This is a genomic window from Spiroplasma endosymbiont of Amphibalanus improvisus, assembly GCF_964030645.1.
Classification (GTDB): Bacteria; Bacillota_I; Bacilli_A; order Mycoplasmatales; family Mycoplasmataceae; genus CAXIPX01.
Window position 1 is genome coordinate 84013 of the sequence record NZ_CAXIPX010000001.1, and the last position, 7018, is coordinate 91030.

Here is a 7018-nt window from a genome sequence, read left to right on the forward strand (position 1 = left end):
ATGCCCTTCTACTTAAATGTTCTAAATTGTTGTAAAAATCTCATATCATTATTATAGAAATCTCTAATGTTTTCTACACCATACTTTAGCATAGCGATTCTTTCGATCCCTACCCCGAATGCAAAGCCTTGTAAATCCTTTGATTTTCCACATTTTTCAAAAACACCTGGAGAAATCATTCCAGCACCTAGAATTTCAATAAAACCAGTTTGTTTGCATAACGAACAACCTTTTTTATTACATTTAACACAGGAAATATCAACTTCAACAGAAGGTTCGGTAAATGGGAAATAACTGGGTCTCATTCTAATTGTAGTTCCATCGCCAAAAACATGTTTACAAAATTCTTGTAAAGTTCATTTTAAATTAGCGAAAGTAATGTTTTTTGCTATTAAAAATCCATCTAATTGAATAAACTGATGAGAATGAGTTGAATCGTCATCATCGCGTCTATAAACATTGCCAATCGAAACTTGAGCAATTGGTTTAGTTAAATCTTTTACTTGTGAAATAGCTCTCGCTGTCATGTTGGTGCAGTGCGTTCTTAAAACAGTTTTGCTATCTAAAAAAAATGAGTCTTGCATATCTCTTGCTGGATGATCCTTGGTTAAATTTAAACGTTGAAAATTGTACTCATCAGTTTCAACTTCATTTCCGTTAACAGTTTGGTAACCTAAATTATTAAAAAAACTTATAATTTCATCTTGAACTATGAATAATGGATTAACAAATCCTGTTTGTACATCATCGGGATCAAAAGTGACATCAATTCGAGAATTTAATAATTCTTTATTTATTTGTTTTTCTTCAATAGTTATTTTTTCTGCTTTAAATAAATCGGCAATCTTTTTTTTATAATCATTAATTAAAAAACCAGTTTTTCTCATTTCTTCTGGTTTTAAATCCTTGATTGATCTTAGTAATTTAGTAATTTCTGAATTTTTACCTAAAATTTTTGATTGATAATTTGTTAAATCCTTAATGCTATCAATATTATTAATTTCCTTTTTTACCTTTAGAAATAAATTCTTAATTTCCGATTCCATTTGCATTAATCTTTCTATTTTTATTCATTATAACCTATTGAACAAAAAATAAATTGTTATAAAAATAGTAAAATGTTTAACTAAAAGTTAAACACCCGGGTTTTTTAGCACTTTTTTTACATCTTTATAATAGTGGCAAAATTTTGCAACATACATTCAAAATTCTTTCGAATGATTTGTATGCAATAGGTGTGCTAATTCATGAATAATGACATATTCTAAAATTCGAACATCAAAATGAATTAAACGAATATTTAAAATTATTTTATATTCAAAAGGATAGCAAATTCCCCAACGTGATACCATGTTTTTAACAACTAATTCATCATATTCTAAATTCATCTTCTTCGATCACTTATTTAAATAATCTTGGAACAAGTTCTTGTAATATTGTTTTAAGTAATTATATATTTTCTTAATCATAAAATCAACATCACTGCCTTGAGTAATATGCAGCATTTGATTTGTTAACTTAATATCAATTTCTTTTTTATAAAATTTAATTGGATATTTTTTGTTAAAAATAATAATATACGGATCTTTTGAATTTAAAGAAATCTTACGATTGATATTATACCTGTGAATTACATTATTGATTTTGTTAATATTGCGTTGAATTAATTTTTCTATATCACCGCAATCAACACCTGGCGGAGCTGAAATATTAACTTTCCCTGATTTAACATTCAGTATAATGTTTTTTTGTTGGGCTATTTTCAAGTTATACTCTATAACACCGCCATTAATGTTTAAAGATTTTTTCATTCATTATAACTCCGATAATTAATTATTAGTCTTCATCATCAAAAAAGAATTTTCCAGCATTTCTAGGGTCTGATTTAGGTACTATTGTATCTGAAATATCATTATTGTCGACGTAGAATTTATTATCATTATAAGAATTTTTTGGATTTTTGACAACTTTTTTTGGTTTATTTGCCATTTTTGGTTTAAAGGTATTTGGCTGTGTTATTCTATCTCTATAATCGTTGGCATTATTGAAGTTATTTTGTTTATTAACATTTTTTTGTCTAGGTTGTTGATTATTTTGATCTTCAACACGATAATAAATACCTTCTTTAGGTTTTTTAGAGTTTACTTTTTGTTCATAATCTCTTGAAGCTGGATTTGTGACTGGTCCATCTTCTTTTTTATTTAAATTATTACCATATAAACCTGAAATAATTTTTTTTCTGGCCGGATCTTGTTGAGTTTTATTTCAAATACGATCATAATCACCGATAAAAACTTTATCGTGTAAAGAATTGTCAACTTTTGGAGAGTGTCCACGTGGTGTGCTTTCTTTTAAACTGTTGTAAAAACTTAATTGAGAAGCAATACTGTCTTTTGACATTTTATCTTTTAATTTATCAGGAATAATAATACTTTCTCTAATAGAATCGCGTAATTGATTGATTTTTTGTTTACGTAATTCTCTTTCTGAAACAAAATATGGTTCTTTTTTAATTTCTTTCATTGACTGAATTTCAATATTCTCTTTATCAATGTTTTTTAAAATTTCACGATCTAATTCAGCTGTATCAAATGAATATGTTTGTTCAAAAGGAATTTTAATGTCTTTCTTAATCGCTCTAGTTTCATCTTCTAATGATGAAATTGGTGTATAAACTTCATCGTGACCAGATTGTTCAATATTAGAATTTAAATTCATTTCCGGACGAACTTCTTCTCTAGCTTCTTCTACTAAACGACGAGCATTATTTTTTTCGCTACGTCTAAATTTAATAGAATCATCATAATTAATTTCTTTCATTGATTCTTTCAAGATATCTTTTTTATTTCTTTTTTTAAAAATTCTTTTCAGCTTCATTGTTTCTTCTTTATTGTTGCCTTTACTATAATAATTGGTTGCATTATTATCGATAATATTTGTTCCCGCTTTTTGTGCTTCAAAAGCTTCAGTTATGGCTTTTTTATTTAACTTAACAGTTGCCAAGGTCACATCTTTTTGATGTTTTGGTGGTTCTGGATTATACAAAGGAATAGGTTTCCCGTCGATTGTTAAATCTCGTTCAAATGTATATCTAGTGTTATCAGGTTCTTTATTATTATTTAAATTATTTCTTTTTTCAAAAGTTTTTTGTGAATTAAAACTGTCATATGTTCTTTCATAAGAGGATTGATTTTGTTGTTCAAAAGTCGGTACTTCCCGAGTGAAATATTTAGTTTTATTTTCCGTGAACATATTTGGTGGTTCAAATTCAATATCTGCTTGTGTTGAATCCATATCACTTACAAGATTGTCTTTAGTCGGTTCTGATTTTAAAATAGGATTTAAATATTCTGGTTTTCGAATGTCATAACCTAACTCTTCTTTAATTTCAGCTTTCATTTGGTCATGAAAAACCGTTTTAGATGTTATTTCTGGATTAGTTTCATCCATAGTTTCATTTGTAAAATTATTTGCATTGTATTCTGATGATGGTTCAATATTTTTGAAAGTAACTTCAGATGAATTTATTAAATTAGTTTTTTCATAAATACGTTCTTGTTCATGTTGTGATGTTTCATCTCTCTTGTAAGACACTACTGGTGATTCATCTACAGCAATTGTGCGTGCTATATCGGATTGCAAATCAGTTGTATAATCTCTTGTAAAATCATCTGTTAATTCTCTAGATAAATTTAATTCTTCTATTTCTTTTTTACTTAAAATATTATCCATTGTTTGAGTACTAAAGAATTTTGTTTTATTTATTTCAGATAATTTGCCATTAAGTTTTTCCATATGGCGTTTTAATTTATCAGACTTAATTTTTTCGTTTGCTTGATTTTCTAAATCTTGTTTTTTAGCTCTTTTTTCAGCGCGAAGTGTTTTTTTTTCGATTTTGTTACTACAACTTTTTTGGTTACCACATCATGAGTTGCGAAAATATTAAAAACTAACCACACTAAATTTAAAAACAAAAATAATGAAATAATAATAGGAGACACAATATCATTACCACTAAATAAAAGGGAAATATTATTTTCCAAATAAAAAATTCCAGCAGCTAGATATACAAAAGGAAAAATTCAAGAAATAATTATAAATCAAATTTGTAATGATTTCTTTTTTGAAACTCATAGTGGTATAGAAATTGTGACAAATAAAATTAGTGACACTCCACCGATTAAAGCAGTACCAGGAACATGTCAACTATTTCCATTTCAACCCATTCCTCCGAATAAAGTTTCAAAAAAATTAAATTTGCTTTGATCAAAAAAATTAGTGAAAGCTTCAATTGCGACTCATCCACTTAAAAATAAACCAGTAAGTGCAATAATAATTGGTAAACCAATTTTTTTGACTTTAGCTGATTTTGTTAATTTTTCACCCGTTTTTTTTAAAGAATCTTCTTTTTTTAGTTCTGTTTTATTGTTGCCCACCTTGATACATCCTATCTTGAAACAAAAGTTTAACTGTTGCAATTTTACATAAAAAAACAAAAATAAGCAAAAAATTTGCTTATTTTTGTTTAGAATATAAACCATGGCTGTAAAATGTTAAATTTAATCAACAAATTATTTTATCCATTTACTTTCAAAATTATAAAATGACTTTTTTGAAGTATTGAATATAGGGGTTAGGGGTTTCTTTAAATAAAGTCATTTTGTAAAAATAAATAAATAATTAAACCTACAAACCATTGATTAATTTATAACACATATTTAATGATATTTCAATAAGTTCTAAACTTTTATAAAAAATAACTCATTATAATAGAACCTGCAATTGCGGCATTAAGTGAATCTACCCCTGCTACCATTGGCACGTTAATGTTTATGTCTATATATTTTTTGCATTCAGCATCTAACCCATTTGCTTCATTACCTATTAATAAAGCGATATGATTTTTTAATGATTTATCAACTTTATTATATTCAACACTGCGAGAGTTATTTAAATAAGTTCCATATAATGTATATTTTTTCTCTTTTAAAACACTCAATACATCATTATTCAAATTTAAAACATTAACTTTAAATAAATAACCCTGTGTTGACCTAATAACTTTTGGGTTATACACACTAGCGCAATTATTAATTAAAATAACGTTCTTGAAATTAAAAGCTGCAGCACTTCGAATTAATGTTCCTAAATTGCCTGGATCGGAAATGTTTGATAATACTAGAGTATTTGCATTATAATCGATTTGAAAATCTATGAAATTACAAATTCCGATCAGTCCTTGATAATTTTTTAAAGTAACTATTTGATTAAAAGCTGCATCACTAATAACAATTCCTTTTAAATGAGAATTTTTTTTATAATATGAAGCAGAAATAATTAATTCATCTAATATTTTATGTTCTCTTGCTTCATCAACTAAATTAACACCCTCAATAATAAATTTTTGTTGTTCATCACGATATTTTTTGTTTTTTATTAGTTTTATTATTTTTTGGATTTTAGGGTTTTTTAAAGAAGTGATGATTTCCATTTAAAATCCTCCATTGACAATATAAAAACCAATTATGTATCTTTTTTTTGTCATATCTGTGTAATCAAAATTTTTGCTATATTTTTTTTCTTCAAATAAAACTGCCATTGGTTTTGGACGTTGCGGAGGTTCTTGTGATTTACTTCTCAAAATTAACATTGGTGATTTTTCAGATTCTTTCAAATCTTCAAAATATTTTACACCCTTTTTCTTGCTCATTATTCGAATTTTATTTTTACTAAATCATTTTTGAAATTCCAAATATTCATCAAAAGAATAAGTTTTTGGTTCATTATCTACATAAATACGTTCTGTTTTTTTGTCTCAATCTATCAAATAATCATTAATCGGGGGTTTTGCGGTAATACCAAAACTCATCATTTTATTTGTTTTTTCTATCACTTCTTCAAGGGTGTCAAAACCATAAGCTACCGTTGCGTTACCTAATCACTTAGTATTAAAAACAGGTTTTTTGACATTAAACGGTTCATCAAAAACTATCACCTTGGTTCAATATCTTTGATCTTGAGCAGAATGAAACAGATGATAGCCAATATGACAATCTTTGATTACAAATTTTAATTCAGAGCGATTAATTATTTTATAAGTAAAACTTTTAACTAATAATTCTTGTTCTTTTTTAGTCAAAGGAATTTCTTTAACATCTGAATTATTTCTTCTTCTAACAATTTTTTGATAGCTATAATCATTTGCCATTTGGATTAACCATTAATAATTATTTTCTTGACGTTGAAAATTAATTTTATTTTTTCTTTCATAATGTTTAATAATTATATCTTCATCAAATTTTAAATTATAACCAATATTTAAAAATGAATTTAATAAAATAAAGTAATGTGATATTCTAACATTTTTTGTAAAAAACATAAATTTGTTATAACAGTCTAAATATAATTTAGTTAATGAAACTCATTTGATTGGAATAAATTTAAACTCACTAAAATCTAATCCTTCAATATCATTGGCAATACTTATTAAAAAATGTAATCCATCGACATACTCTTCTAATAAAATATCCTTATCAGAAGTTGGTTTTTTTGATCAATATTTAAAATCTCTTTGTTCATTAATAAACTCTGAAAGTTCAATGATGAATGCTAATTGCCTCTTTTGGACTGTTTCTTCACGTGAAGTGTTTGATTTTTCAAAAATAAAATTATCTAAATTAGCTTGTTTATTCTTAATCTGTTCTAAAAAATTCTGTGACAGCACTTTAAAAATCCTTATATATTTATTAATATATTAAATATATAATAAATATTCTTGTGTTTCAAATTACTGGTCAAAATACACCTTATTTACATCATGTGGTTTGTACTGATTTAGTAATTGGTCTTCTAAAGAAACTACAATATTTTCTGCTGTAAACGGGTCGTCTGGATTATAGTATCAAAAGTTATTAAAGGTTTTTTTATTAATATTAACCTCTTCACCCTTCCCTATAGATATTGCATGAAAACGATTTCTTCTTTTTTGTAAGAACTGTAACTTATCTAAAATCTGATT

The 7018-nt window shown here is 26.1% G+C and carries 7 protein-coding genes and 1 pseudogene; all 8 read right to left on the reverse strand.

Annotated elements, in window-relative coordinates:
• Positions 1-8 precede the first annotated feature (8 nt).
• Positions 9-1046 (reverse strand): phenylalanine--tRNA ligase subunit alpha, encoded by a 1038-nt coding sequence (gene pheS, locus AAHM77_RS00390; protein WP_425288814.1) that lies wholly within the window; start codon positions 1044-1046, stop codon positions 9-11.
• 87 nt (positions 1047-1133) lie between these two features.
• Positions 1134-1811, reverse strand: a complete 678-nt coding sequence (locus tag AAHM77_RS00395) for a M48 family metallopeptidase (RefSeq protein ID WP_342252159.1) — start codon at positions 1809-1811, stop codon at positions 1134-1136.
• A 25-nt stretch (positions 1812-1836) separates the two neighbouring features.
• On the reverse strand, positions 1837-3795 hold the full coding sequence (locus tag AAHM77_RS00400; RefSeq protein WP_342252160.1) for a hypothetical protein: 1959 nt from the start codon (positions 3793-3795) through the stop codon (positions 1837-1839).
• 47 nt (positions 3796-3842) lie between these two features.
• Positions 3843-4436 carry a hypothetical protein gene (locus tag AAHM77_RS00405; RefSeq protein ID WP_342252161.1) on the reverse strand — a complete coding sequence of 198 codons (594 nt, stop codon included), beginning with the start codon at positions 4434-4436 and terminating at the stop codon, positions 3843-3845.
• 311 nt (positions 4437-4747) lie between these two features.
• Positions 4748-5491: a TrmH family RNA methyltransferase gene (locus AAHM77_RS00410; RefSeq protein ID WP_342252162.1), complete on the reverse strand. Its 744-nt coding sequence runs from the start codon at positions 5489-5491 to the stop codon at positions 4748-4750.
• Positions 5492-6208 carry a hypothetical protein gene (locus AAHM77_RS00415; RefSeq protein WP_342252163.1) on the reverse strand — a complete coding sequence of 239 codons (717 nt, stop codon included), beginning with the start codon at positions 6206-6208 and terminating at the stop codon, positions 5492-5494.
• Positions 6209-6220: 12 nt separating this feature from the next.
• Entirely contained in the window at positions 6221-6724 is a 504-nt protein-coding gene (locus AAHM77_RS00420) for a dUTP diphosphatase (protein WP_342252164.1), read from the reverse strand.
• Positions 6725-6787: 63 nt separating this feature from the next.
• Positions 6788-7018, reverse strand: a pseudogene (locus tag AAHM77_RS00425) (hypothetical protein); the annotation flags it as partial.